General features: G+C 64.7%; 23 protein-coding genes and 1 tRNA gene. 18 read left to right on the top strand and 6 right to left on the bottom strand.

Annotation, left to right across the window (positions count from 1 at the left end; translation table 11 throughout):
* Positions 1-17: 17 nt before the first annotated feature.
* Positions 18-1,103, bottom strand: coding sequence for a murein transglycosylase domain-containing protein (locus GGQ74_RS04945; protein WP_245168123.1), 1,086 nt, complete (start codon positions 1,101-1,103; stop codon positions 18-20).
* Positions 1,104-1,274: 171 nt separating this feature from the next.
* On the bottom strand, positions 1,275-1,589 hold the full coding sequence (locus GGQ74_RS04940) for a hypothetical protein (RefSeq protein WP_167940399.1): 315 nt from the start codon (positions 1,587-1,589) through the stop codon (positions 1,275-1,277).
* A 194-nt stretch (positions 1,590-1,783) separates the two neighbouring features.
* Here GGQ74_RS04940 and GGQ74_RS04935 point away from each other — a divergent pair, with 194 nt between their 5' ends.
* Positions 1,784-3,007 carry a M24 family metallopeptidase gene (locus tag GGQ74_RS04935; protein WP_167940398.1) on the top strand — a complete coding sequence of 408 codons (1,224 nt, stop codon included), beginning with the start codon at positions 1,784-1,786 and terminating at the stop codon, positions 3,005-3,007.
* Positions 3,008-3,084: 77 nt separating this feature from the next.
* Here the strand turns inward: GGQ74_RS04935 and GGQ74_RS04930 are convergent, their stop codons facing one another.
* On the bottom strand, positions 3,085-4,947 hold the full coding sequence (locus GGQ74_RS04930; RefSeq protein ID WP_167940397.1) for a protein-disulfide reductase DsbD family protein: 1,863 nt from the start codon (positions 4,945-4,947) through the stop codon (positions 3,085-3,087).
* A gap of 93 nt (positions 4,948-5,040) precedes the next feature.
* Here GGQ74_RS04930 and GGQ74_RS04925 point away from each other — a divergent pair.
* From GGQ74_RS04925 to GGQ74_RS04910, 4 genes are all read left to right on the top strand, one after another.
* A tRNA-Lys gene (locus GGQ74_RS04925) sits at positions 5,041-5,116 on the top strand.
* Positions 5,117-5,407: 291 nt separating this feature from the next.
* Complete coding sequence (locus tag GGQ74_RS04920; RefSeq protein ID WP_167940396.1) at positions 5,408-5,704, top strand: DUF5658 family protein; 297 nt, start codon at positions 5,408-5,410, stop codon at positions 5,702-5,704.
* Between the two features lie 141 nt (positions 5,705-5,845).
* Positions 5,846-6,778: a MerR family transcriptional regulator gene (locus GGQ74_RS04915; RefSeq protein WP_167940395.1), complete on the top strand. Its 933-nt coding sequence runs from the start codon at positions 5,846-5,848 to the stop codon at positions 6,776-6,778.
* Positions 6,779-6,912: 134 nt separating this feature from the next.
* A complete protein-coding gene (locus tag GGQ74_RS04910; RefSeq protein ID WP_167940394.1) occupies positions 6,913-7,761 on the top strand; it encodes a ribonuclease H-like domain-containing protein in 849 nt (282 codons plus the stop codon).
* 45 nt (positions 7,762-7,806) lie between these two features.
* On the opposite strand, the gene GGQ74_RS04905 is transcribed toward GGQ74_RS04910, so the two are convergent.
* On the bottom strand, positions 7,807-8,097 hold the full coding sequence (locus GGQ74_RS04905; RefSeq protein ID WP_167940393.1) for a hypothetical protein: 291 nt from the start codon (positions 8,095-8,097) through the stop codon (positions 7,807-7,809).
* A 74-nt stretch (positions 8,098-8,171) separates the two neighbouring features.
* Positions 8,172-9,044 carry an EamA family transporter gene (locus tag GGQ74_RS04900; RefSeq protein ID WP_167940392.1) on the bottom strand — a complete coding sequence of 291 codons (873 nt, stop codon included), beginning with the start codon at positions 9,042-9,044 and terminating at the stop codon, positions 8,172-8,174.
* Between the two features lie 168 nt (positions 9,045-9,212).
* Here GGQ74_RS04900 and GGQ74_RS04895 point away from each other — a divergent pair, with 168 nt between their 5' ends.
* The 13 genes from GGQ74_RS04895 to GGQ74_RS04835 all read left to right on the top strand — a co-directional run bounded on the left by GGQ74_RS04895 (position 9,213) and on the right by GGQ74_RS04835 (position 22,925).
* Positions 9,213-9,845, top strand: a complete 633-nt coding sequence (locus tag GGQ74_RS04895; RefSeq protein WP_167940391.1) for an HAD family hydrolase — start codon at positions 9,213-9,215, stop codon at positions 9,843-9,845.
* A 12-nt stretch (positions 9,846-9,857) separates the two neighbouring features.
* Positions 9,858-10,499 carry a phosphatidylserine decarboxylase family protein gene (locus tag GGQ74_RS04890; RefSeq protein WP_167940390.1) on the top strand — a complete coding sequence of 214 codons (642 nt, stop codon included), beginning with the start codon at positions 9,858-9,860 and terminating at the stop codon, positions 10,497-10,499.
* A gap of 18 nt (positions 10,500-10,517) precedes the next feature.
* The gene (gene pssA / locus GGQ74_RS04885; RefSeq protein WP_167940389.1) at positions 10,518-11,276 is read left to right on the top strand and encodes a CDP-diacylglycerol--serine O-phosphatidyltransferase; all 759 of its coding nucleotides are present in this window, start codon (positions 10,518-10,520) and stop codon (positions 11,274-11,276) included.
* 183 nt (positions 11,277-11,459) lie between these two features.
* Positions 11,460-12,998, top strand: a complete 1,539-nt coding sequence (locus GGQ74_RS04880) for a 2-isopropylmalate synthase (protein ID WP_167940388.1) — start codon at positions 11,460-11,462, stop codon at positions 12,996-12,998.
* Positions 12,983-14,242 (top strand): 3-isopropylmalate dehydratase large subunit, encoded by a 1,260-nt coding sequence (leuC, locus tag GGQ74_RS04875; RefSeq protein ID WP_167940387.1) that lies wholly within the window; start codon positions 12,983-12,985, stop codon positions 14,240-14,242. The genes GGQ74_RS04880 and leuC overlap by 16 nt, the downstream gene beginning before the upstream one ends.
* Positions 14,243-14,260: 18 nt before the next feature.
* Positions 14,261-14,767 (top strand): 3-isopropylmalate dehydratase small subunit, encoded by a 507-nt coding sequence (locus tag GGQ74_RS04870; protein ID WP_167940386.1) that lies wholly within the window; start codon positions 14,261-14,263, stop codon positions 14,765-14,767.
* 1 nt (position 14,768) lies between these two features.
* Positions 14,769-15,845 carry a 3-isopropylmalate dehydrogenase gene (gene leuB / locus GGQ74_RS04865; protein WP_167940385.1) on the top strand — a complete coding sequence of 359 codons (1,077 nt, stop codon included), beginning with the start codon at positions 14,769-14,771 and terminating at the stop codon, positions 15,843-15,845.
* Positions 15,846-16,291: 446 nt separating this feature from the next.
* On the top strand, positions 16,292-18,277 hold the full coding sequence (gene abc-f / locus GGQ74_RS04860; RefSeq protein ID WP_167940384.1) for a ribosomal protection-like ABC-F family protein: 1,986 nt from the start codon (positions 16,292-16,294) through the stop codon (positions 18,275-18,277).
* Between the two features lie 64 nt (positions 18,278-18,341).
* Positions 18,342-18,749, top strand: a complete 408-nt coding sequence (locus GGQ74_RS04855) for a (deoxy)nucleoside triphosphate pyrophosphohydrolase (protein WP_167940383.1) — start codon at positions 18,342-18,344, stop codon at positions 18,747-18,749.
* A gap of 2 nt (positions 18,750-18,751) precedes the next feature.
* Positions 18,752-19,630, top strand: a complete 879-nt coding sequence (metF, locus tag GGQ74_RS04850; RefSeq protein WP_167940382.1) for a methylenetetrahydrofolate reductase [NAD(P)H] — start codon at positions 18,752-18,754, stop codon at positions 19,628-19,630.
* 63 nt (positions 19,631-19,693) lie between these two features.
* On the top strand, positions 19,694-20,728 hold the full coding sequence (locus GGQ74_RS04845; protein ID WP_167940381.1) for an aspartate-semialdehyde dehydrogenase: 1,035 nt from the start codon (positions 19,694-19,696) through the stop codon (positions 20,726-20,728).
* Positions 20,729-20,753: 25 nt separating this feature from the next.
* A complete protein-coding gene (locus tag GGQ74_RS04840) occupies positions 20,754-21,695 on the top strand; it encodes an aminotransferase class IV (protein WP_167940380.1) in 942 nt (313 codons plus the stop codon).
* 120 nt (positions 21,696-21,815) lie between these two features.
* A complete protein-coding gene (locus GGQ74_RS04835; protein WP_245168122.1) occupies positions 21,816-22,925 on the top strand; it encodes a glycosyltransferase in 1,110 nt (369 codons plus the stop codon).
* 137 nt (positions 22,926-23,062) lie between these two features.
* On the opposite strand, the gene GGQ74_RS04830 is transcribed toward GGQ74_RS04835, so the two are convergent.
* Positions 23,063-23,659, bottom strand: a complete 597-nt coding sequence (locus GGQ74_RS04830) for a Tim44 domain-containing protein (protein WP_167940379.1) — start codon at positions 23,657-23,659, stop codon at positions 23,063-23,065.
* Positions 23,660-23,663: the final 4 nt, after the last annotated feature.

The following is a 23,663-nucleotide window of genomic DNA, read 5'->3' as shown; positions in this document are numbered from 1 at the left end:
GGCCTTGCGCGGGGTGTTCAGGCCCCGACGAAGAGCTTCTTCGCGTCGAGCACCTTCATCAGATAGCGCCGGGTTTCGGCATAGGGCAGCTTTGCGCGCAGCGTGTCGAACACCTGCGCGGGGGTGAGGGCGTTGATTCTGGCGACGGCCGTGTCGCGGTTGGCGCTGAACGAGCGCAGCACGTTGCCCGCGCCGGTGTTGTAGGCGGCGATGACGCAGTATTCGCGGCTTATGGGATTCTCGATGCGCGCGAGGTGCCGGGTGTCGAGGATGTGGAGGTAGGCGGTGCCGTAGCGGATGTTGTTCGCGGCCTCGAAGAGGAATTCGCGCGAAGGCGGCTGCGGCGAGCCGTTGAGCATCCGGTTGACCTCGGCTCCCGCGCTTTTGGGGACGATCTGCATGAGGCCGAAGGCCGGGGCAGGACTCGTGGCAAAGGGATTGAAGTCGCTTTCCGTCTTGATGACGGCGTAGACGAGGTTGCGGCTCACGCCGAAGCGCTTGCTCTGCGCGGCGACGAGTTCGGCGTACTTGCGGGCGCGGATGTGGAGATGGTCCCGCACGAGGGGGAAGCTGACGCGGGTCGCGGTCCGGCCCTTGCCGATGGAACGCGTGACCACGCCCTTTTCCAGCAGCCGCTCCGCGAAGCGCTCTGCGCGCCATTGCCAGCGGATGGGCTTGCCGTCCACGTCGAGCACCTCGTTGTAGAGGAATGGCGTGTCGCCAAAGCGGATTTCGCTGGCGGAGTAGAGGTCCACGGCGCGCGGGTCGCCGGGGGCGAGCAGCGTGGTCACCACTGCCTGCCGCAGGCTTTCGCGGGGATTCTCCCTATCCAGCGTTTCCACGATGACGGTGCCAGCGTCGAAGTCCACCAGTGCCCGGGCCTTGTAGCCCTCGGAATATTTCACGTAGGTTCGAGGCGTTGGCTCGCGGCGTTCGTCCGGTCCCCAGATGTCGTCGATGGCCTTGCGGAATGCGGCGAGACGGCGCGAAAAGGCGGCGATGTCGGCTTCGAGGGCCTTGGGGTTGGTGGCGTAGCGGGCGGCCTTGTGGGCGGCCATGCTCTGGGCGGCGGCCACGTCGCCGGTGGCGGCGATGCGTGCCATGCGTAACGTGTCCGAGGCGCTACACCCGAGGAGCAGCGCGCACGCAGCCGTCGCGCACAGGGGGCGCAGCAGTCGGCGCGGGGAGAATGGCACGGGGCGAGAAGGCATGCCCCGGACTGTATCGGAATGGGGAGGGATTTCAAGGGGCCGTGTCGCGGCCCCCTGATCGCTCTAGCAGATGGTGACGCCGAGGCGCTGCTGGAGGTCGTCCACGATTACCCTGCCGCGTGCGGCATCGGTGGTGACGAGCAGTTCGTCCAGCAACTCCGGGGCGATGACCTCGGGCTGGTAGCGGACGGTGAGGGTCTGGGTGAAGATGTTGACCTTCACGTCGTCGATGCCGTTCGGCAGCGTGTCGAACTTCGGCATTTGCGAGAAGCCGGGGGTGGAGAGAATGGCCGGATTGACCTTGATGCGCAGGTCGCCGGGCGTGTGGCTGGTCACGCGCAGATAGTCGCGGGCCTTGAAGAGCGAATCGAAATCCATGTGTCTTCCTCTTGCGGTGCGTTGATGTGCGGGGTGTTGGGCGCGGACGTTGGGCGCTCGGCGGGGTTCGTATACCACTGCGCCGCATCAGGGCAAGGGCCGATTCCTCGTGCGTGTCCATGGTTGCGCACGCACCGGGTTCTGGCGTATGAGGGGGCACCCGCAACGGGGAAACTTCCCGAAGGAGACACCACATGTTCACGGCCATCGAAATCGTTCCCCGCGAGGAACTCGAACTGCGCTGGGCCCGCTGCCGCGAGGAGCTTCGGCGATCCGCTCCTGCGGCGTCCGGCCTCATGGTCTGCTCTCGGCTTGCCATTTACTGGCTGTCCGGCTCGTGGATGAACGGTCTGTTCTGGCTGCCTGTGGAGGGCGAGCCTGTGCTGCTGGTGCGCAAGGGCATTGAGCGCGCGCGGATGGAATCCACGGTGCGTCACATTCTGCCCTTCCGCAGCTACCGCGACGTGGAGACTGCCCTGCGTGAGGCCGGAGCCGTGTTCGATGGCTGCGCCGCCGTGGATATGTGCGCCCTGCCGTGGAGCATGGGGCTCAAGTTGCAGGAGGCGCTGTCCGGCATGGAGCTTCTGTCCGGGGACGGCATCCTCGCTGCGGCCCGTGCCCGTAAGACGCCGTGGGAACTGGCCAAGCTGCGCCTGTGCGGCGAGCGCCACGACTTCGCGCTGACGAAGGTGCTGCCGGAGATCATCCGGCCCGGCATGAGCGAGCGCGACGTGTCCCACGCCGCGTGGAACGTCTTCTTCGAACTGGGGCACAGCGGTCCCCTGCGCATGGGCAATTTCGGTGAGGAGTGCTTCCTCGGCGACGTGTCGGCGGGAGATAGCGGCAACTACCCGACGGTGTTCAACGGGCCGCTGGGCCTTCGCGGCGAGCACCCGGCTGTGCCGTTCATGGGCTACGCGGGCAAAATATGGAAAAAGGGCGAGCCGCTGGTCTGCGACATCGGCTTCTGCCTTGAGGGCTATATCACCGACAAGACGCAGGTCTATTTCGCCGGGGCCGAGAGTGCCTTGACCCCCGCAATGCGCGGCGCGCACGCCTTTTGCGCGGACGTGCAGCAGTGGCTGGCCGAGAACATGAAGCCCGGAGCCGTGCCCGAGGAACTCTACGCCCACTGCGTGGACTGGGCGCGCCGCGTCGGATTTGCCGACGGCTTCATGGGCCTTGGCGGCAACAAGGTGCCCTTCGTGGGGCACGGTATCGGGCTGGTGGTGGACGAATTCCCGCCCATTGCCGCCAAGGTGCGCATGCCGCTTGAGGAAGGCATGGTCCTCGCTGTGGAGCCGAAGTGCGGCATTCCCGGCGTGGGCATGGTCGGCGTGGAGAATACCTTTGAGGTCACGCCGGAAGGCGGCCGGAGCATCACCGGTCACGATTTCGGCATTATCTGCGTGGACTAGATTTTCGTCGAATGATTCGATGAAGGGCGGGGACGTGCGTTGCGGCGCGTCCCCGCCTTTTTTTGCGTTCTGGGGCGTCAGGGCGTTTCGAGGGCGTCCTTGAGGGCTTCGTCCATCTGGGCTGGCGTGAACAGGTCACGCAGGACGATGGGGCGGCGGGCGTTCTCTCCCGGCGGGAAGATGGCGACCACCGGGATGCTCTGGCTGCCGAGCTTCTGGAGCAGTGCCGATGCCGCTGGGTTCGGCTCGGTCAGGTCGGCCTGAACGAGGTGCAGGTCCCAGCGCTCGGCCCAGCGGCGGAGATTGTCGGGCGAGAGGGTCGTCTTTTCGAGCGCCTTGCAGTTCGGGCACCATTCGGCGGTGAAATCGACAAGAATGGGCGCCGTGCCGAGGGTCTCCATGAAGCGGGATTCATCGAAGCCGGTCCATGGCGTCGGTTCGGCAGGGCGCATGATGAGCGGCCATGCGGCGACGACGAGAGCCACGGCCAGCGCGCGGATGCTCCAGCGTCTGCGGGCCGTCTGCGAGAGGTTCGTCCAGCGGCCCCATATCCACGCGGCCACGGCGATGACCCATAGGTAGACCAGTGCGCCGGGCAGCCGCTGTTCCGGGAGGATGCCGAGCAGATAGATGCAGGTGGCCACGAGGAAGAGGCCCACACCCGTTTCGAGGTATCCCGTCCATGCGCCGGGCCTTGGGAAGCGCCGGGCCAGTCCGGGCCGTGCGGCCATGGCGAGGAAGGGCGACGCCATGCCGAGGCCGATGCTGGCGAAGACCGTGGCGATGGTCAGCGGCGGCTGCATGAGCACCCAGCCGAGTACGCCGCCGAGGAACGGCCCGCTGCACGGCGTGGCGAGGAGCGTGGCCAGCATGCCGGTGAAGAGCGCCTGCATGCGCGGATTGTCCGGTCCCTGTCCCGTCTTGAGGTCTATGACTGGAAGGTCGAACACGCCGAACAGCGAGAGCGACAGGGCGAAGACCACCGCCGTCGCGCCGAGGACGATGTCCGGGTGCTGGAAGACTTCCCCCCACGCCAGTTCGAGGGAACTGAAGAGCGCGGCGAGCAGTCCGAAATAGAGCAGGATGCCGAGGGAGAAGAAGATGTTGTGCTCGCGGAAGCGGCGGATGCGAAGCGCTTCGTCGGCCTCGCCCGCGCCGCCCATGAGCGCCGAGATTTTGAGACTCACCACCGGTAGCACGCAGGGCATGAAGTTGAGGATGAAACCCGCGATGAGCGCGAGAAGCACGGCCTTGCCGAGGCCTGTGACCTCAAGCCCCGGATTTGTGTAGCGCGGTTCGAGGTGCAGGGCCGAGAGGGGGGATTCCCCTGCCGGTGCCGCGAGGGTCAGCGACGGGGAGGGCTCGTCCGGCATGCGTGAACCTGCGGCTTCGAGATAGCGGGGCCACCATGGCGCGTCCTCGGCGCGGGTCAGGGTGGAGGCGGACAGCGTGCCAATATCGAGGCGGACTGTGCGTTCCACGGGCCAGCAACTCGTGGCGGAGCACAGGAGCATGCGCAGCGAACCTGCAAGGGCCGCGTCCTGCATGCCCGTGGCGCTTCGCGGAATGTGTACGAAGATGGGCGTGCGTCCTTCGAGGATGAAGACGGTCTTGTCCTTCTCGAAGATGTCGCGCTCCTCGGTGCCGGGCGGATACAGCACCACCGGCTCGCTTCCGTCGGGCAGCGGGGCGAGGGTGAGCGTGGTGGGCAGGCCCGTGTCGCCGGAGGGGTTGGCGTAGGCATGGAAGCCCTCCGCCGGGGTAAACCACAGCACCGCGAGGATGTCGGAGTCGTCCGTGGCGGCGTGGTAGACTTCCCATTGCATGGTGACGGGCTGGTCCTGCGCGGCATGCGCGGAAAGTGCGGGTGCGAGTGTGAGGAGGGTGGCTGCGAGGAGCGCGAAAAGGATTCTGTGGCGCGCATGTGCTGTGTGTCTCATGAAAATTGTGTAAGATGAAAAAAAGGCATTGACAAGACGGGGCGGAAAATGGAAATTGCGCCTCGCTTCGACGCGATGGCGTCAAGCCCGAACGGGCCATTAGCTCAATTGGTAGAGCAGCGGACTCTTAATCCGTTTGTTCGGGGTTCGAGTCCCTGATGGCCCACCAGCAATTATGAAAGCCACGGCAACATGCCGTGGCTTTTTTTATGCCCCGTGCCGGAGGAGTAGCGCCTTCGGCGCGGGGTTTTTCGTTTTCGCTGTCGTCATGCCCGGTTGCGGCGTAGTGGGGTGCGGTCCGTGGATGTGCTGGTGCGCGGAGCGCGCGAAGGGCGATGCGGCGCTATGCCGCGTGGCTGGACTTCGCGTCCGGCGCATGCGAGGTGTGGGGACGGGCTTTGCGAGCCGCGTTCCGTGGGGGACGTCGGGCGTCGCGGGCCGAGGCTAACCCGGAGTTCGCGTGATCTGGATTCTTTTTGTGTTGTTCGTTGCACTTCAGGTGGCCGACGTGTGGTCCACCAATCGCATCCTTTTGCGGGGCGGCAGGGAACTCAACCCCGTGGTGCGCTGGCTCATGCGCGCGTGCGGCCGCTGGTGGTGGGTGCCCAAGATCGTCATCGCTACGGCCTGCGGTGTGTATCTGACATTGGAACCGTGGCCGGACGGCCCTGCCGTGCTCGGGCTTGTCACCGCCATCTACGTGTGGGTGGTGTACCGCAATCTGCGCCAACTGCCGCGTTGGGGATTCTGGCGCTGACGCGCGGCCAGCAGTGGTCTTTCTGGAGCTTTGGACTTCATCAGTCCGCGCAATCGTGGTAGGTAGGGTGGGTGGTGCTGTCCGGCTCGCCGGGGCGGCATCACGTGTCCACCTTTTGGTCGCATGCCGGGAGGGCCGCGCATGGGTGCGCACACATGCATGAGCCTGCGGGAGATTGCGCGCAGGCTCGACATTCCGCCTTCGACGATCGTGTCCTACAAGGATCGCTTCGCCGCGTTTCTGCCCTTTGTCGACGATGGGCGGCGGCGGTCGTATCCACCAGCCGCGCTTGAAATTTTCCGTGAGATTCGCGCCCTGTCGGAGGAGCAACTCCCTGCTTCGGAGATCGAGCGGCGTCTGGCCTTGCGCTATGCCGAGCTTCTGGCTCGGGGCGGTGGGTCGGACGGCGCGGTGTGCCCCGATGCTCCGGTGTTGGTCCGCGTGCTGGCCGGTGTGCTTGAAAAGGTGACGGGGCTTCTGGCGGAGCAGTGCGATGCCGCCTGTGCCAACGAGGAATTGCACCGTGAGGTCGAGTCGCTGCGGCGTGAGGTGGCCCGTTTGCGCCGCGAGCGGGCGCAGGACGTGCGGGGCGACAGGCTGAAGGTACTGCGAGAGCAGATCGTGCGTTTGCGTCGCGAGAAGCGGGAACTGGAACAGGCCATGCTTGACGCCGTAGGCACCGCAGGCGCGGCGGGGCGAACTCCGCCGACGCAGTTCATGGAGCTGCCGCTGGTCATCCGTTCCGGACGCGGCGAGTTTTTGGGCGTTGGCGGGCGTGGGCGCAGGAATTTCACGCTACGCAAGCTTTTGGCCCTCGTGCGCCGGGGGGCGTCCGGCGGGCGCTCGCTTGGCGTGGCATGGACGCGCAACGAAGGGTTCTGGTCGCTGTCTCTCGGTTTCGGCAACGGCGATGGTGAGGGCGTGCGTCGTTTCGTTTTGAACATCGCGGAGACGTTGACCCCCCGGCGCAATATCGTTGCCTGTCTGGATGCCATGAGCGTGGACGGGCAGGACGTACCAGCGGCCTATTTGCTCGATTTTTTCAGACGAATACGCACCGAATTCGTCGGGTGATGCAGTGGCGACGTCTGTCGCCGGGTAAGCGGGTGCGGGCTTTCGCTTGGCAACGCGGGATGGCTCGGCTATGTGGAAAGACCTTGCGGCGCGAGGTTCGTGCCGCAGGTCAACACGAGACGAGGTCACCGCACATGCTTGAACATTCCTTCTGCCATATCCCGCGCGTGGGCGTGGGAACCGAGGAGCGCTACTGGCTGAACGGCATTCGCAGCTGGGACGACGCCCTTTCCCCTTCCGCCGACAGATTCCTTGGCAACCGCGCCGCGTGGGTGCGTCAGCACGTCGAGGATTCCATGGAGCGCCTCGCCGCGCACGACGCCCTGCATTTCCAGCGCGGCCTGCCCGCCGCCCAGCACTGGCGCATGTTTCGCGCCTTCCGCGACGACGCGGCCTATCTCGACATCGAAACCACGGGCCTGACCTTCGGCGAGGACCACATCACGAGCATTGCCCTCTATGGTCACGGCGAGGTGAAGACCTTCGTCCACGGCCGCAATCTCGAAGATTTTCAGGACGAGATCCTCAAGTATTCGCTGCTGGTGACCTACAACGGCAAGACCTTCGACGTGCCCTTCATCGAGCGCAGTTTCGGCATGAAGCTGGCCATGGCGCACATCGACCTGCGCTACGTCCTGAAGAAGCTGGGCTTCTCGGGCGGACTCAAGCGCTGCGAAAAGGCCATTGGCCTCTCGCGCGACGAGTTGGAAGGTGTGGACGGCTACTTCGCGGTGCTTTTGTGGAACGAGTATCAGGCCACGGGCGACGAGGCGGTGCTTGAGACGCTCCTCGCCTACAACGCCGCCGACGTGGTGAGCCTTGAGGCACTTCTGGTGCATGCGTGGAACAGGCTTGCGGCGGGAACGCCCTTTGCCTGCGAGGGGCTGGAACTGCCCGCGCCGAAGGAGCCGGTGGTGCCACACTGCGCGTCGATCGACGTGGTGGAGCGGTTGCGGCGCAAATACGGCCTCGCGCGGTTCTGATGTTTTCTCAAATAAGGAAGGCCCCCGAATTGGGGGCCTTTGCGTTCAGACGACCTCGTTGAGGACGTAGCCGGTATCGACCTCGGCGAAGTGCGCCGCGTCGATGATCTGCGGTGAGATTTCCGGGCCGGGGTAGATGCGGACTTCGCCCGCCCCTTCCACGGTGACGTAGCCGCCACCCGGGACGCGCACCTCACCGCCGCCTTCGACCGTGACGTAGCCCGAGGGCGCGGCGTGGACCTCGCCACCGGGCAGAAGCGTCATGTTCGATCCCGGCACCGGATAGCCGATGGCCGGGGGCGCGGGGGTGATGTCGTCCGACAGGTAGTATTCCATACCCGGAATATAGGACCCGCAGGGGGCGATGGCAAGATGGTTCCGTTGATTCGCCCGTGGTCAGCCGCTTTTCGTCAGTTTCCGGCGAGGCCGATGATGGCCGCCCCGGCGAACATGAGCGCCGCGCCCGTCAGCCGCGAGCGGAGGTTGCGCTCGTGTAGGAACAGATGTCCGAAGAGGACCGAGAGCACCACGCTGAAGCGCTTGATGGCGATCATGTAGGCCGCCTTGGCAAGGGCGATGGCCATGTTGTGGGCCAGCGCCTCCGCCCCGAAGCAGAGACCGGAGCACAGCCCCGCCACGGGGTGCCGCCGCAGTGCCGCAAGGGGCAGGCCGCAGCACAGGGCCAGCGCCAGCACTCCGGCGGCCGCGAACACGGTGTGGAAGAGCATGGCGAAGAACTGTGGCGAGGACAGCAGTACGCACTTTTTGCCGAGAACCGAGGCGAGGGCGTAGATGGTTGCCGCGCCGAGCATGCAGCGCGAACCGGGTTCGCGCGCAAAGGCCTTGAGCGGGGCGAGCGCGCCGCCGCCGCGGCCCGGCTCGATGTGTAGGATGTAGCTGCCGCAGGCGATGCAGAGCACCCCGAGTGCGCCCCATGCATTGGGCATTTCGCCGAGTACGGCCCTGCCCGTCAGCATGACCAGTGCGGGTGTGAGGGCGAGGTAGGGCATGGTCAGCGACAGGGGCGAGACGCGAATGGCCCGCATGTGCAGGGCGAAGCCCACGGCGTTGACGGGTTGTGTGATCCAGAACACCATCCAGAAGCCGTCCTGAAGGTCGGGAACGGGCGTGGCAGCGAGGCTCACCGCGAAGACGGGGAGTCCGCATACGAGCGGTATGGCCGCCATGTGCGCGGTGGATAGGTCCGAGAACCACCTGCGCAGGAGCGTTGCCTGCGAGGCGGTGAAGAGGGCGGCGAGGAGGGCGAGTCCGTACCACGGCATGGGCAGCTCCGGTGTCGGTCGTTTCGTGGCCTGCGCGTTGAGGATTCGGGTTCATGTCTGTCGTACGGCAGGCCGGGGTGGCTGGCAAGGATGGCGTTGCCATTCGGCGGGGCCATGTGTATGGGTGCCGCTTCCCTTTCACGATAGCAATGCACAGGAGATTTCCGAATGGACATCAGGCGTGAACGGCCAGTGGACGCCGTCATTTTCGATTTCGGCGGCGTGCTGGCCAATGAGGGCTTCTTTGACGGTCTTGCCGAAATGGCCCACCGCACGGGCAAGGATACGGAATTCGTCACCGAGACGGCCGTGGACATTATCCGGGGCGACGGCTACGCCGTGCATCGCATCGACGAGGCGGAGTTCTGGCGCAGATTTCGCGACCGCACGGGCATTTCCGGCGCGGACGACGCGCTTCGTGACGAGTTGCTCTCGCGCTTCGTCCTGCGCGAGCACATGTTCCGGCGTGTGGACAAGCTGCGCGAGGCCGGGTACAAGGTCGCCATCCTGAGCGACCAGACCAACTGGCTGGAAGAACTGGAACATCGCCACGGATTCTACGGAAAGTTCGACGTGGTCCACAATTCGTGGCTCACGGGGTACACCAAGAAGGATACCGAGGCATTCACGGGCATGCTTTCCGCGCTTGGCGTCGAGCCGTCGCGGACACTGTTCGTCGATGACCACGCCGGGCACATCCGGCGGGCACAGGCTCTAGGGCTGCGGACCATCCACTACACGGACCGCGAATCCTTCGAGCGTCAATTCGCTAACCATTGCCCCGATCTCGGGGACGCATGAGGTAACGAACGCATGCACAAGCCAACCGTCGGAATGAGCCTCGAAGGCATGCCCATCTTCGGGCTTTCCGTCCTGCTGACCCTTGTCCTCGCCATTTGCGAGTTGACCATTCCCGCCGTTTTGGCCTTCGTGGTGACGGCGTTCATCGGCCACTTTTTCCGTGATCCGGAGCGCGTGGTGCCGCAGGAGGAAGGCGTTGCCGTGTCCCCCGCGGACGGGCGCGTCTGCAAGATCGGCCGCGAGGCGGACCCCATCACCGGCGAGGAGCGTCAGGTGGTGTGCGTGTTCATGAACGTGTTCAACGTCCACGTGAACCGCGCCCCCGTGGCGGGCACCGTGCGCCGTTTGCTCTACATCCCCGGCAAGTTTTTCAACGCCTCGCTCGACAAGGCCTCCAAGGACAACGAGCGCCTTGCCATGGGCCTTGAGGACGAGGACGGCCGCCAGTGGACCGTGGTGCAGATCGCCGGGCTCATCGCGCGGCGCATCGTGTGCTGGGCCGAGGAGGGTGACAGCCTCGCCCGTGGACGCCGCTATGGTTTGATCAAATTCGGGTCGAGGCTTGACGTCTATCTGCCCACGGATTATGACCCAAGTGTTGCCGTTGGTGACAACGTCTTCGCCGGGCAGACCGTACTGGCCCGGAAAAAGTAACGCCGAAAGGTAGAATCGATGAACGCCGAAGCGCCGAAGCCCATCCGAAAGGGAGTCTATGTTCTCCCGAACCTGCTGACCACGGCAAGCCTCTTTGCAGGCTTCCTTGGCATCATGTGGGCTTTCGAGGGCCGCTTCGAGTCGTGCGCCATTGCCATCCTCGTCAGCGCTGTGTGCGACGGACTGGACGGCAAGGTTGCCCGCCTCACCGGCACGTCGAGCGACTTCGGCGTTCAGTACGATTCCCTTGCTGATCTCGTGGCCTTTGGCGTCACCCCGGCGATTCTCACCTATCGCTGGATGCTGCACGACTTCGGTCGCCTCGGTCTCATGGCCGCGTTCCTCATTATCGCCTGTGGCGCGCTTCGGCTCGCCCGCTTCAACGTCGCCGCTCCCACGGCCTCCAAAAAGTACTTCACGGGTCTGCCCATTCCCGCGCAGGCCTGTACCATCGCCACGCTCGTGCTGTTCGCTCCGTATGTCATGGAGGACTACGGACAGTACCTGCCGTCCTTCCTGCTTGTGCTCACCTACGTGCTGTCCTATCTGATGGTCAGCCGCGTGCGCTACGTGTCCTTCAAGGAATACGGATTCCTCAAGGCGCATCCCTTCTCTTCTGCGGTTTCCGCCACGCTGGTCTTCGTGCTCGTGGCGTCCGAACCCATGGTGCTGGGCTTCGTGTTCATGCTTGGATACGTCGTCTCCGGCCCTGTCCTCAGCCTGCTGTTGCTACGCCGTTCCGGCTCGCTACGCGAGGCTTCCCGCAAGCTCTCGTAAACGAATCACCGTATTCATCCGGCCCAGACGGAGGAGAATCCGTCCTGAGCGACTACGGCAAGCCGGGTGCACATGCGCACCTCGGTTGGAACGCTCGTACACATCCTTACAGAACGTGCTTCATCGTGATAGGCTCACCTATCATCGCATGAGGCGCACGCAGCGCAGACAGGAGGCACACTCATGTCCGATCGCGTATTCATATTCGACACCACACTCAGGGATGGCGAACAGTCTCCCGGTGCGACCATGAACCAGCTCGAAAAGCTCCGCATCGCTAGACAGCTCGAATCCATGGGCGTCGACATCATCGAGGCGGGCTTCCCCGCCGCCAGCGACGGAGATTTCTGCTCCGTGCGGGAAATTGCCAGAAGCGTCGAGAAGTGCCAGGTGGCCGGGCTGTGCCGGGCCGTTCCCTCGGACATCGACCGCGCGTGGGAGGCCATCAGAGAGGCCGCCCATCCCCGCATCCATACCTTCATCGCCACCAGCCCCCTGCACATGAAGCACAAGCTCCAGAAGGAGCCTGCGCAGGTGCTCGAAATGGCTCAGCGCGCGGTACGTCACGCCTGTGGCTACACCGCCAACGTCGAGTTCTCGGCCGAGGACGCCTCGCGTTCCGAGTGGGATTTCCTCGCCCGCATCACCGAAGCGGTCATCGACTGCGGGGCCACCACGGTCAACATTCCGGACACCGTCGGCTACGCTCAGCCCGACGAGTTCGCCGAGCTTATCCGCTACCTGCGGGCCAACGTGCGCAACATCGACCGCGCCATCATTTCCGTCCATTGCCACAACGACCTCGGCCTCGCCGTGGCCAACACCATGGCCGCCATTCGCGCCGGTGCGCGCCAGGCGGAGGTGACGCTCTCCGGCATTGGTGAGCGCGCGGGCAACGCGGCCCTTGAGGAAGTGGTGATGAATCTGAACACCCGCCGCAACTTCTTCGAGGTGGAGCACGGCATAGATACGAAGATGCTGTTCCCGGCCTGCCGCCTGCTCTCGCACATCATCGGCCAGCCCATTCCGCCGAACAAGGCGGTTACGGGAGCCAACGCCTTCGCGCATGAGTCCGGCATCCATCAGGACGGCGTGCTCAAGGATCGCCGCACCTACGAGATCATGACGCCCGAGAGCGTCGGCCGTGTCGGCACCGACATGGTGCTTGGCAAGCATTCCGGCCGCCACGCCATCAAGCGCAAGCTCGACGAACTGGGCTACCGCTTGAGCGAGGAGGACGTGACCCTCGTGGCAGACGCCATGAAGCGGCTGGCAGACATCAAGAAGACCATCTATGATGAGGACCTCGAAGCCATCGTGCTGGAGGAGGTGTTCCGCATTCCGGACCGTTTCCGGTTGAACCACCTCACGGTGCATTCCGGAACCACCGGCGTGCCTGCCACGGCGGCGGTCATCCTCGACGTCAATGGCGAGGAGCGAAAGCTCGCGCAGTTCGGCGTGGGGCCGGTGGACGCCACCTTCAACACCATCGCCGAGATCATCGGCCTCAAACCCTCGCTGGAGCGCTTCCAGATCAACGCCATTTCCGGCGGTACGGACGCCCTCGGCGAGGTGACGGTCAAGATTCGCGAGGGAAGCAGGTCCGCCGTGGGACGCGGCGCGGACCCGGACATCATCATCGCCAGCGCCAAGGCCTACATCAACGCCATGAACCGTTTGGCCAAGAAGACGGAGGAGACGAGCGAATGCCCCGCACCTTAGCCCACAAGATTCTTCAGGCGGCCACGAACGAGGAAATTCGCGAGGACGGCCAGATCGTCCGCTGCCGGGTGTCCATGGTTCTCGCCAACGACATCACGGCTCCGCTGGCCATCAAGTCCTTCCGGGCCATGGGCGCGGCGAGCGTGTTCGACCGCGACCGTGTCGCCCTCGTCTGCGACCACTTCACGCCGAACAAGGACATTGACTCTGCCGAGCAGGTCAAGGTGGTGCGCGATTTCGCCGAACGCCAGCGCATTACCCATTACTACGAGGGTGGCAATGTGGGCGTGGAGCACGCGCTGTTGCCGGAACTCGGCATCGTCGGCCCCGGCGACGTGGTCGTCGGCGCGGACAGCCACACCTGCACCTATGGCGGTCTTGGCGCGTTCGCCACCGGCATGGGGTCCACGGACATCGCGGCGGCCATGGCCCTTGGCGAGACGTGGTTCAAGGTGCCGCCGACCATCCGCGTGAACGTGGATGGCGAGATGGGCAACTACGTGCAGGGCAAGGACATCATGCTCCGCCTCATCGGCGAGATTGGCGTGGCCGGTGCGCTGTACCGCGCCCTCGAATTCGGCGGGCCCGCCATCGATGCGCTGTCCGTGGAGGGGCGCATGACCATCGCCAACATGGCCATCGAGGCGGGCGGCAAGGTCGGCCTGTTCCCGGTGGACGCAAAGACCATCGCCTATGCCGAGGCGGCTGGGCGCAGCGGTTGCGAGGAAATGGTCCCCGATCCCGGCGCGCATTACGAGCGCGTGGTGGACATCGACGTGACGGGCATGGAGCCGCAGGTGGCCTGCCCGCATCTGCCGGACAACGTGAAGCCTGTATCCGTCGTGACCGGGGTGAAGGTGCATCAGGCCGTCATCGGCTCCTGCACCAACGGCCGCATCGAGGACATGCGCGAGGCCGCCGCCGTGCTCAAGGGGCGCAAGGTGGCGCGCAGCGTGCGCTGCATCGTGCTGCCCGCCACGCCGGGAATCTGGCGGCAGGCCCTCAAGGAAGGGCTTATCGCCATATTCATGGATGCCGGATGCGTGGTTGGTCCGCCGACCTGCGGTCCGTGCCTTGGCGGGCACATGGGCATCCTTGCGGGGGGCGAGCGCGCCATCGCGACCACTAACCGCAATTTCCGGGGGCGCATGGGCAGCCTCGAATCCGAGGTCTATCTGGCCAATCCGGCCGTTGCGGCGGCAAGCGCCGTGGCTGGCGAAATCCTCCATCCGGCAAAGCTCTAGGCAGGGAGTGGACGCATCATGAAATACACAGGAAAGGCCCACACCGTGGGCGCGAACATCGATACGGACGCCATCATCCCGGCCCGCTTTCTCGTCACGACGGACGAGGCGCAACTCGGCGCAAATTGCATGGAGGGGCTTGAGGCGGGCTGGGTCCGCCGCGTGTCCCCCGGTGACGTGCTGGTGGCCGGGCCGAACTTTGGCTGCGGCTCCAGCCGCGAGCATGCCCCCATCGCCATCAAGGGCGCGGGCATTCCCGTGGTGGTGGCGCACAGCTTTGCGCGCATTTTCTACCGCAACGGCTTCAACATGGGGCTGGTCCTCGTGGAGATCGGCGACGCCGTGGAGCGCATCGCCGACGGCCACGAGATAGAGGTGGATACCGACGCGGGCGTCATCCGCAATCTGACCACCGGCGAGGAAATCGTCTGTCGTCCGGTGCCGCCTTCAATGCAGGAGATTCTGGATGCCGGAGGGCTGGTGGACTACGTGCGTCGCCGCCTTGAGGCCGAGGGGAGAGTGTAACATGGCGACCTACAGGATTTGTTTCCTTCCCGGCGACGGCATCGGTCCCGAGATCATGACGCAGGCGCGGCGCGTGCTGGACCGTGTGGGCGAGCGCTTCGGCCATACCTTTACGGTCACCGAGGCCCTCATCGGTGGTGCGGCCATCGACGCCACGGGCGGTCCTCTGCCGCAGGCGACCATTGATACCTGCCTCGCCTCGGACGCTGTGCTGCTTGGCGCGGTGGGCGGTCCTCGCTGGGACGAGCTTGACCCGTCCATCCGTCCGGAGCGCGGGCTGCTCGGCATCCGCAAGGCCATGGGCCTTTTCGCGAACCTGCGCCCGGCGCGGCTGTTTTCGCAGCTTCGCAAGGCCTGCTTCCTGCGCGAGGATATTGTGGAGCGCGGCATCGACGTGATGGTTGTGCGCGAGCTGACCGGTGGGCTCTACTTCGGCGAACCGCGCGGCATTGAGGTGCGCGACGGCGAGCGCGTGGGCGTGAACACCATGATCTATGCCGAGCACGAAATCCGGCGCATCGCCCGCGTAGCCTTCGAGGCGGCGCGGCGGCGCTCCGGCCGGGTGTGCAACGTGGACAAGGCCAACGTGCTCGACGTGTCGCGCCTGTGGCGCGAGGTGGTCGTCGCCACCGCCGCCGACTATCCGGACGTGCAGCTCTCGCATATGTACGTGGACAACGCGGCCATGCAGTTGGTGCGCGACCCCTCGCAGTTCGACGTCATCGTCACTGGCAACCTCTTCGGCGACATTCTCTCCGATGAGGCGTCGATCATCACCGGCTCCATCGGCATGCTGCCCTCGGCGTCCCTCGGCGACGGCGGACCCGGACTCTACGAGCCGATCCACGGTTCCGCCCCGGACATCGCCGGGCAGGACAAGGCCAATCCGCTGGCGACCATCCTTTCCGTGGCGATGATGCTCCGGCATACGCTGGGGCTGGAGGCCGAGGCCTCGGCCATCGAGGATGCGGTGAGCGGTGTGCTGTCCGACGGCTGGCGCACCGGGGACATCATGGAGCCGGGCGCGAAGCCCGTGGGCTGCGCCGGCATGGGCGCGAAGGTGGCAGAGCGGCTATAGTCGCAGAGATTTCCGTGGCGCGTGAGTCCGCGGGAACCGACGCAGTTTGGCCGGACGATCTTCGGCCCTGCGTGGCACCGTGACGACAGTCCGCGACCCGGACCTGCGGCGGCTTCGCTCCTTTACACCAAAGGGCGGGAGTCTCCGAATCCCGGCTGGGCACGCAGCGCCATCCGCGACGATCTCGCGGAAAAGGCGGCGACCCGCACGCCGAACCCCCGCTTCAGTCCGTCACCGTCTGTCCCCGGATTCATGTTCCGGGATGTCCGGTTCCTCGATTCGGAAAAGAAAACGAACATCGACGGAATCGTGATTTCCGCCTTCCGGCCGTCCCCGCTTGTCGGGGCGCACCCGCTGCCGGGAGTTGAACGAAAACGCAAAACGGTATACCCGGAAGGTCGCCCGATCTTCCGGGTAATCCACTTTCAAGGATCACAGCGAAAAACATGTCCAGAATTTCGATTCAGAGCCTGTCCAAGTCCTTCGGCGGGCGCGATTTGTTCGAGGCCTTCTCCCTTGAGGTCACGCCGGGAATGCGGTTGGCCGTCGTGGGACCGAACGGTTGCGGCAAGTCCACCTTCATCAAGATCCTCGCGGGCATCGAGGCGGCGGACACGGGACTGGTCTCCATGCCCAAGGGCGTGCAACTCGGCTATTCCAAGCAGGAGTTGCAGCAGGAGGAACTGACGCGGCCCGTGCTCGGGTTCGTGCTCGACGTTCTGCCCTCGTGGCGCGATTTCTGGAAGCGGTGGGAGACGGCCACCCATGCCGGGGACAAGGGCGAACTGGCGCGTCTGGCGCAGGAGCAGGCGCATCTGGAGCATACCTACGGCTACAATCCCGAGCACAAGGCCAAGTCCGTGCTGACGGGTCTCGGCTTTTCCGAGGAGCAGTGGGACAAGCCGCTCAACGTGCTTTCCGGCGGCTGGCGCGAACGCGCCAAGCTGGCGCGGATTCTCGTGGCCGGTGCGGGCGTGCTGCTGCTCGACGAACCCACCAACCATCTCGATCTTGAGGCCGTGGAATGGCTTGAGGACTATCTGCACTCCTTCGAGGGCGCGCTGGTCTTCGTCGCGCATGACCGTGTGTTCCTCGATCGGTTGGCCACGCATGTGCTGTTCCTTGGCGGCACGCGGGCCATGGTGCGCCCCGGTACCTTCTCGCAGTTCCTGACCTGGTATGCGGAGACGGAGGACCAGCGTAGGCGCGAGGAGCGCCGCGTGGCCGACGAGATCGGCCGCAAGATGGATTTCGTGCGCCGTTTCCAGTTCAAGGCCACCAAGGCCCGGCAGGCCAACAGCGTGAAGAAGCAGGTGGCCAAGCTGGAAAGGGAACTCGACGGCCTCAAGACCCCGGTGCGCAAGCAGAAGGAACTGTCCTTCACGTGGCCCAAGCCCGCGCGAGGCAACAAGATTCCGCTGTCCGTCATGGATGTTTCGCTCTCCTACGGCGACGGTCCGAGCCTGTGGAAGTCCCTGTCCTTCAATCTTTACGAGGGGCAGAAGATTGCGCTGGCCGGTCCCAACGGCTGTGGCAAGTCCTCGCTCATCAAGTGCATCGTCGGCGCGCAGAAGCTGAGTTCCGGACGCATCGAGATCGGCTCCAACATGGTGGTGGGCTACTACAGCCAGCATCAGGCCGATACCCTCGACCTTGAAAAGACGGCGCTCGGCGAAATCCGCCGCCTGTCTGATCCGCGCACCACGGAAGAGGAACTGCGCAGCGTGCTTGGCCTGTTCATGCTTGGCGAGGAATACTGGGACCGCAAGGTGTCGGAGCTTTCCGGCGGCGAGAAGAACCGCCTGATTCTGGCCACGCTGTTCCTCAAGCGCGCCAACTTCCTCATCCTCGACGAGCCGACCAACCATCTGGACCTCGAAAGCCGCGACGCCCTCGTGCAGGCGCTTCAGGACTATACCGGAACGGTGCTCATGGTCGCGCACGATCGGTATCTGCTGTCCGAAGTGGCGGAGCAGGTGTGGTGGCTCAAGCCCGAGGGCATCGAGGTGTTCCTCGACGGCTACGAGGGCTATGACCGCGCCCGCAAGGCCGAGGCGCGCGGCGAGGATCCGGCCGCCGTGGCCGCTGCCGCTGCGGACGACGCCGTCAAGGCTCTTGGCCGCGCGGAGAGCAAGGCCCTCAAGCGCCAGCAGGCCGAGGCCAGAAACGCCATCTATCGCGAACTCAAGCCCAAGCAGGAGTCCTACGCGAAGATGGAGGCGGAGCTGGAGAAGCTTCTGGAGGAGCAGGGCGACGTGGAGCAGGAACTGGCCGACCCCGAGGTCTATGCCGACGTGCCCCGGTCCACGGAACTGATGCGCCGCTTCAAGGAGCTTCAGGACGCTTCCGAGCGCAAGCTGGAGAAACTGGCCGTTCTCGAAGCCGAGATCGCGAAACTTGAGGCCGAGCGGGAAGCGCTCAGCGCAACTTGATTTTCAAGGGGTTCCGCCCTATTCTCACCTGTTCGTGCACTCAAAATGAAATGAAGGTGGTCCGATGAACGGCGTCGTTGAGGTCGTGGCCGGAATAGTCTGGCGCGATGGCCGTTTTCTCGCAGTAGAGCGCCCACAGGGCAAGCCGCAGGCCGGTTTCTGGGAATTTCCCGGAGGCAAGGTCGAACGTGGCGAATCCCTTGAGGATGCCCTTGTACGCGAACTGCGGGAGGAATTGGACCTGACTCCCACGGACATGGAACTGTGGCAGGAAAAGCGGCACGATTACGAGCATATCAGCGTGCGCCTGCATTTCTTCCATGTCCACGCCCACAGCGGCGCGGTTGTCCCGCACGAGGGGCACGCGTGGCGGTGGTTCGTTCCCGGAGAGACCGGGGATGTGCCCTTTCTTGCGGCGGATACGGAGATCGTCGACGAACTGGCCCGCTGGGCCAACGCGAAAAGGAGCTAGCCGTGCGCATAAGGGATCTCATGGCGAAGAACGGACAGTTCATCTCGCTGGAGTTCTTTCCGCCCAAGGAACGGGAGGCGTGGCCCAAATTCTTTGAGACTGTGGAGCAACTCAAGGGGGTCGATCCGCTGTTCGCGTCCGTGACCTACGGCGCGGGCGGTGGCACGCAGGCCAACACCCTTGAGATTGTGCGCCGCCTCAAGCTGGATCAGGGGCTTGAACCCATGGCCCACCTGACCTGCGTGGGCGCCGACGCCGAGCGCATTTCCGCCTTTCTGGACGAGCTTCGCGGCATGGGAGTGGACAACGTCCTCGCCCTGCGTGGCGATCCGCCCAAGGGCGCGGAGCAGTTCAGCCCGGATAACGAGGCTTTCGCTCATGCGTCGGACCTCGTGCGCTTCATCCGTTCCGCCCACCCCGACATGGGCATAGCCGTGGCCGGGTATCCGGAAGGGCACCCCGAGTGCGCGACCTTCCGCGAGGATTACGGATATCTCAAGGGCAAGCTGGACGCCGGGGGCGACTTCGTCATGACCCAGCTGTTCTTCGATAACCGACTGTACTGGAATTTTGTGGACCTCATGCGAGCCATGGGCGTCACCAAGCCAATTATTCCCGGCGTGCTGCCCATTATGAGCCTGCAATCCGTGAAGCGGATTCTCGGATTCTGCGGGGCGAGCATTCCGGGCAAGTTCCTGCTCGAACTCGAAGCCGCCGATGCGGCGGGCGGCGAGAAGGCCGCCTACGAAGTGGGCATGAACTGGGCCAAGCGACAGGTGCGGGAGCTGCTGGACGGCGGCGCGCCCGGCGTGCATCTGTACACCCTGAACAGGGCGCAGGCCGTGCTTGAAATCGTGGATTCCCTCGGCCGCCTGCACTAGGCGGTTTCGCCAACGTTATTTCCTGCCGGATCGCAACCCGGCAGGGCAAGGAGACAATTCGCAATGGGCAAGGATTCGTTTGTCGTCGCCGTTGTCGGCGCCACCGGCGCCGTGGGCCGTGAAATGCTCAAGACCCTCGAAGCGCGCGATTTCCCCGCCTGCGAGGTCATCGCCCTGGCTTCCAGCCGTTCCGCCGGAACCAAGCTCCCGTTCAAGGACGGCGAACTCGTCGTGCGCGAGCTGACCGATGAGTCCTTCGAGGGCGTGGACATTGCGCTCTTCTCCGCGGGTGGTTCCATCTCCGAACGCTTCGCCCCCATCGCCGCCCGCAGCGGCTGCGTGGTGGTGGACAACTCCAGCGCGTGGCGCATGGATGACCAGTGCCCGCTGGTGGTTCCCGAAGTGAACCCCGACGACCTCGAATGGCACAAGGGCATCATCGCCAACCCCAACTGCTCCACCATCCAGATGGTCGTTGCGCTCAAGCCCATCCACGACGCCGCCGGCATCAAGCGCATTGTGGTTTCGACCTATCAGGCTGTTTCCGGTGCCGGACAGAAGGCCATGGACGAACTGACCGATCAGGTCCAGAAGATGTACAACTTCGACATGGAGTCCATCGAGCCGAAGAATTTCCCCTACCGCATCGCCTTCAACTGCATTCCGCAGATCGATGTCTTCCTCGACAACGACTACACCAAGGAAGAGATGAAGATGGTGCACGAGACGCACAAGATCCTCGGCGACGACACCATTGGCGTGTCGCCCACCGCCGTTCGCGTGCCCGTGTACATCGGCCACAGCGAGTCCGTGAACGTGGAGACCGAGAAGAAGCTTACCGCCGCCGAGTGCCGCGCTGTCCTGAGTCAGGCTCCGGGCGTGCGCGTGTTCGACAACCCCAGCGAGAAGATCTACCCCATGCCCATCGAGGCCGTGGATGAGGACGCCACCTTCGTGGGCCGCATCCGCGAGGACGAGTCCATCGAGAATGGCCTGAACCTGTGGATCGTGGCCGACAACCTGCGCAAGGGCGCGGCCCTCAATGCCGTTCAGATCGCCGAGACCCTCGTGGAGCGCGATCTGGTCCGCGTGCCCTAACGTCGAGAACTCAAGAGGAGTGGACATGATTCCCGTTCTGGATTCCGAGGAATACCTGAAGAGGATGCTCTCCATTCGCCGTCCGGGTACGGACGACGTGCTGGCTTTCTACGAGCATCGTCTCGGAGCCATCTGTACCGATCCCAAGCTCATGCTCATGCCGTGGGATGATCACCTCGTCCATCGTGGTGATGGCGTGTTCGAGACGCTCAAGTACCTCGGACGCAGAATGTATCAGGTGGATGCCCATCTGCGGCGCATGAAGCGCTCCGCGGACGCCATTCACCTCACTCCGCCCTGTTCGTGGGAACGTCTGCGCGAGATCGTTTTCGAGGTCGCGCAGGCCGCTGGGGCACAGGACGGTCTGGTGCGCATCCTGCTCGGTCGCGGACCGGGCGGATTCGGCATCGACATGGCCGAGTGCCCCATCCCCAGCCTCTACGTGGTGGCCTACCGCTTCCATCCCAAGCCCGTCGAGTGGTACGAGAAGGGCGCAAGCGCGTTCCGGACCAGCTACCCGGCCAAGCAGGGCTGGCTGGCCACCATCAAGGCCGTGGACTATCTGCCCAATACCCTGATGAAGTACGAGGCCACCGAAAAGGGGCACGACTACCCCATCTGCTTCGACGAGCATGATTTCCTGGCCGAAGGCGCCACGGAGAACATCTGCATTGTCGATCAGGCGGGCGAGATCGTCGTTCCCGAGTTTGATCGTGCCTTGGCCGGAACCACGCTGTTCCGCGCCATCGACCTGCTGGCCGGAGAGATTCCGGTCCGCTTCCGCAAGATTCAGGAGAACGAGCTGTACGATGCTCGCGAGATTCTGGTCCTCGGCACCACCGGGGACTGCTTGAGCATCGTCCGCTACAACGGCAAGCCGATTCAGGACGTGCGTCCCGGCGCGGTGTCCAAGCGGCTGCGCGAACTTATCCTCAAGGACATTGCGGAAAACGGCGAAGCCTTCTAGGCCCGCTGTCGTGTGCGCCGCGTGTGCACCGAAACGTCATGACATCATGAGCGCCGGGACGGCATGCCGTCCCGGCGCATAGCGTATAGGGCCGCGTCTGTCGCGGCCGGGGATTTTTACATGCAGCACCGGATGACCATCCTCCACCTCGACCTCGGACGCGAACTGCGCGGGGGGCAGCGACAGGTTCTGTACCTGTGCCGCCATCTCGCCGCATCGCGCGAGTACAGGCCGGTAATCGCCGCACCCGGCGACAGTCCGCTCATGGCCTGCGCTCGGGAGGAGGGCATCGAGACCGTTCCGCTTCCCTCGCGTTTCGAGTGGCATCCGGCGACGATTCTCTTTCTGCGCACGCTCATCCTGCGCGAACGGATTGACTGCCTGCACACGCACTGTGCCCGTAGCGCCTCGCTTGGCGCGGTGCTCAAGCGCCTGTGCGGGGGCAGGCCGCTACTGGTCCATTCGCGGCGCGTGTCCTATCCCCTTGGGCGCGGGTGGAGCCGCCGAAAGTACGCCATGGGCGACGCCGTGGTGGGCGTGAGCGCGGAAATCGCCGCCACCCTGCGCGAGTGCGGACTCGATGCCGACAAGGTCTCGGTGATCCACAGCGGTATCGATCCCGCCCGCTATGTGATGCACCGTCCGCCGCTTGCGGGGCTGTCCTTGCGCATCGGCATGGTCGGTGCCTTGAGCGCCCAGAAGGGGCACGCGGTGCTCATCGACGCGCTGTCCATCCTGACTCGCGATGGTTCGCTGCCTGCGTGGGATGCGGAGATCGTGGGCGATGGGGCGCTACGTGCCGAGCTGGAGGCGAAGGTGCGGCAGGAGGGATTGGCTGAACGTGTGCTGTTCTCCGGATACCGGGAAAGCCGCGAGGTGCTGCCCGGTTTCGACATTCTTGCCGTTCCGAGTATCGATGGCGAGGGGTCGAGTGGGGTCATCAAGGAAGGCTGGGCATCCTGCGTCCCTGTGGTGACGTCGGACCTGCCGTCCAATCTCGAATTGGTCCAGCCCGGCTACAGCGGCTTGAGCTTCGCAAATGGCGACGGGGCCGAATTAGCCCGCGTGCTGACCGACATGCTGCACGACATTGCCGCCGGGGGAACGAGGTTGTGCAATGCCCTTGTCGAAGGCGGGCGGGCGCGTCTGGAATATTTCACGGACATGGCCATGGCCCGCGCCTACATGGCGCTGTACGCCTATCTGCGCGGCACGGCGCAAGGACATTGAGCTGTGCGCCTTGACCATGCCGACTGACGGTGGCGGGATTTCGCATTTCAGGCCACAACGCAAGACGGCCCCGGATGATCACCATCCGGGGCCGTCTTGCGTTGTGTGGCTTGTGTCCGTTACGCGGGGTAGCCCTGCTAGTGCTGGCGGACGGTTTCCATGGAATCGAGCTTCCAGTGGGACGCGTCGTTTTCAGCGTCGCGGGCGAATTTCCAGACTTCCTGTACCGATGTTGTGCCTGCGTCCTGCCCCGTGCGTTGGGTGACGTCGAAGAGGACGGAGGCTTCCTCGGTCACGCCGTTGTTGCGGCGTTCGACGATGCTGGCGTTGACCAGCAGAAGGTCCGTTCTGGCGGAGCGGGTTTCTGTTTCCGCTCGGCTGGCGAATTCGTCGAAGGCGCGGGGGGTGGTGAAGTTGCGCAGGTCGTCGAGATCGCGGGCATCCCATGACTCGCGAATGCGGGCATAGGCGAGCTTGGCCCCGGCGAGAAATTCGTTGGGATCGAATTCGCCGTGCAGGGCAGCGGGGCGAGGGGGCGTTTCGTCGTCCGACTCCGTGTCGGAGCGCAGCATGTCCCATGCGCGTTCGGCGCGCTTGTAGGCGTCGAGCGCGCGCTTCTTCACGGCTTCGTCCTGCGCGGAGTCGTCGCCGTCGTTCTTTCGCGCCGCGAGAAAACGCAGGGCGAGAAAGATGCAGATGCCGATGAGCAGAAGGTCGAGTGGGGTGAGTCGCATGCGG

This window comes from Desulfobaculum xiamenense (genome assembly GCF_011927665.1).
GTDB lineage: Bacteria > Desulfobacterota > Desulfovibrionia > Desulfovibrionales > Desulfovibrionaceae > Desulfobaculum > Desulfobaculum xiamenense.
This window is presented reverse-complemented; position numbering and strand designations above follow the sequence as displayed.

What these genes read in the sequence shown, in the direction of transcription:
- GGQ74_RS04835 (WP_245168122.1), top strand. Translation starts at nt 21,816, where the DNA reads ATGCAGCACCGGATGACCATCCTCCACCTCGACCTCGGACGCGAACTG.
- GGQ74_RS04855 (WP_167940383.1), top strand. Translation starts at nt 18,342, where the DNA reads ATGAACGGCGTCGTTGAGGTCGTGGCCGGAATAGTCTGGCGCGATGGC.
- GGQ74_RS04870 (WP_167940386.1), top strand. Translation starts at nt 14,261, where the DNA reads ATGAAATACACAGGAAAGGCCCACACCGTGGGCGCGAACATCGATACG.
- abc-f (WP_167940384.1), top strand. Translation starts at nt 16,292, where the DNA reads ATGTCCAGAATTTCGATTCAGAGCCTGTCCAAGTCCTTCGGCGGGCGC.
- GGQ74_RS04830 (WP_167940379.1), bottom strand. Translation starts at nt 23,659, where the DNA reads ATGCGACTCACCCCACTCGACCTTCTGCTCATCGGCATCTGCATCTTT.
- GGQ74_RS04910 (WP_167940394.1), top strand. Translation starts at nt 6,913, where the DNA reads ATGCTTGAACATTCCTTCTGCCATATCCCGCGCGTGGGCGTGGGAACC.
- GGQ74_RS04845 (WP_167940381.1), top strand. Translation starts at nt 19,694, where the DNA reads ATGGGCAAGGATTCGTTTGTCGTCGCCGTTGTCGGCGCCACCGGCGCC.
- GGQ74_RS04915 (WP_167940395.1), top strand. Translation starts at nt 5,846, where the DNA reads ATGGGTGCGCACACATGCATGAGCCTGCGGGAGATTGCGCGCAGGCTC.
- GGQ74_RS04895 (WP_167940391.1), top strand. Translation starts at nt 9,213, where the DNA reads ATGGACATCAGGCGTGAACGGCCAGTGGACGCCGTCATTTTCGATTTC.
- leuC (WP_167940387.1), top strand. Translation starts at nt 12,983, where the DNA reads ATGCCCCGCACCTTAGCCCACAAGATTCTTCAGGCGGCCACGAACGAG.
- pssA (WP_167940389.1), top strand. Translation starts at nt 10,518, where the DNA reads ATGAACGCCGAAGCGCCGAAGCCCATCCGAAAGGGAGTCTATGTTCTC.
- GGQ74_RS04940 (WP_167940399.1), bottom strand. Translation starts at nt 1,589, where the DNA reads ATGGATTTCGATTCGCTCTTCAAGGCCCGCGACTATCTGCGCGTGACC.
- GGQ74_RS04880 (WP_167940388.1), top strand. Translation starts at nt 11,460, where the DNA reads ATGTCCGATCGCGTATTCATATTCGACACCACACTCAGGGATGGCGAA.
- GGQ74_RS04930 (WP_167940397.1), bottom strand. Translation starts at nt 4,947, where the DNA reads ATGAGACACACAGCACATGCGCGCCACAGAATCCTTTTCGCGCTCCTC.
- GGQ74_RS04890 (WP_167940390.1), top strand. Translation starts at nt 9,858, where the DNA reads ATGCACAAGCCAACCGTCGGAATGAGCCTCGAAGGCATGCCCATCTTC.
- GGQ74_RS04935 (WP_167940398.1), top strand. Translation starts at nt 1,784, where the DNA reads ATGTTCACGGCCATCGAAATCGTTCCCCGCGAGGAACTCGAACTGCGC.
- GGQ74_RS04840 (WP_167940380.1), top strand. Translation starts at nt 20,754, where the DNA reads ATGATTCCCGTTCTGGATTCCGAGGAATACCTGAAGAGGATGCTCTCC.
- GGQ74_RS04900 (WP_167940392.1), bottom strand. Translation starts at nt 9,044, where the DNA reads ATGCCGTGGTACGGACTCGCCCTCCTCGCCGCCCTCTTCACCGCCTCG.
- GGQ74_RS04945 (WP_245168123.1), bottom strand. Translation starts at nt 1,103, where the DNA reads ATGGCACGCATCGCCGCCACCGGCGACGTGGCCGCCGCCCAGAGCATG.
- GGQ74_RS04905 (WP_167940393.1), bottom strand. Translation starts at nt 8,097, where the DNA reads ATGGAATACTACCTGTCGGACGACATCACCCCCGCGCCCCCGGCCATC.
- leuB (WP_167940385.1), top strand. Translation starts at nt 14,769, where the DNA reads ATGGCGACCTACAGGATTTGTTTCCTTCCCGGCGACGGCATCGGTCCC.